The organism is Streptococcus caprae, assembly GCF_042649745.1.
Classification (GTDB): domain Bacteria; phylum Bacillota; class Bacilli; order Lactobacillales; family Streptococcaceae; genus Streptococcus; species Streptococcus caprae.
Window position 1 is genome coordinate 1 of record NZ_JBHRZV010000044.1, and the last position, 603, is coordinate 603.

Consider the following 603-nt stretch of genomic DNA (forward strand, 5'->3'; position numbering starts at 1 on the left):
TTCAAAGGGCATCGTTGCCCACTCACGAGACAACTATATTAGTTTAGCAAATCATCAATTATTTGTCAACAAGTTTTGCTTGTTTTCATCCTATTTTTTTCATTGCTTCGTCCTCTGAAAGTTCTAAAATGAAGTTAGCCAGTTGAGAGTATGAAAAAACATCCCAGAGAGATATAATGTAGTTCACCACAAACACATTAAAAGGAACTCTGAAATGCAAAACCATTATACTACAAAAGGCAAACATTTAACACTAACAGAACGTCGTTTGATTGAACGATGGAAATCTGAAGGAATCAGTCATCGTCAGATTGCCGCTTTACTTGGAAAAGCCCCGCAAACGATTAACAACGAAATCAAACGAGGACTCGTTAGGCAACAAGTGCGTAAAGGAAAGTTTGAGAGGGTCTATCGGGCTGATGCAGCGCAAGCTACTTACGAGGAAAATAAATCAAAATCTGTTCGACCTGTGACTTTAACCAAGGAGCTGAAAGAGCGTATTATCCACTACTGGGAACAGAAATATTCGCCTGAAATGATGGTCATGGCTAAAGGCATCCCTGCCCCAATTTCCACCATCTACTACTGGATTCACCACGGACA

Annotated in this window: 1 protein-coding gene; it reads left to right on the plus strand. The window is 40.1% G+C overall.

Features of this window, described 5'->3' with window-relative positions; translation table 11 throughout:
• Positions 1-214 precede the first annotated feature (214 nt).
• Positions 215-603: transposase (locus tag ACFORF_RS05685; RefSeq protein WP_380426262.1), on the plus strand; the 389-nt coding region annotated here is incomplete at its 3' end.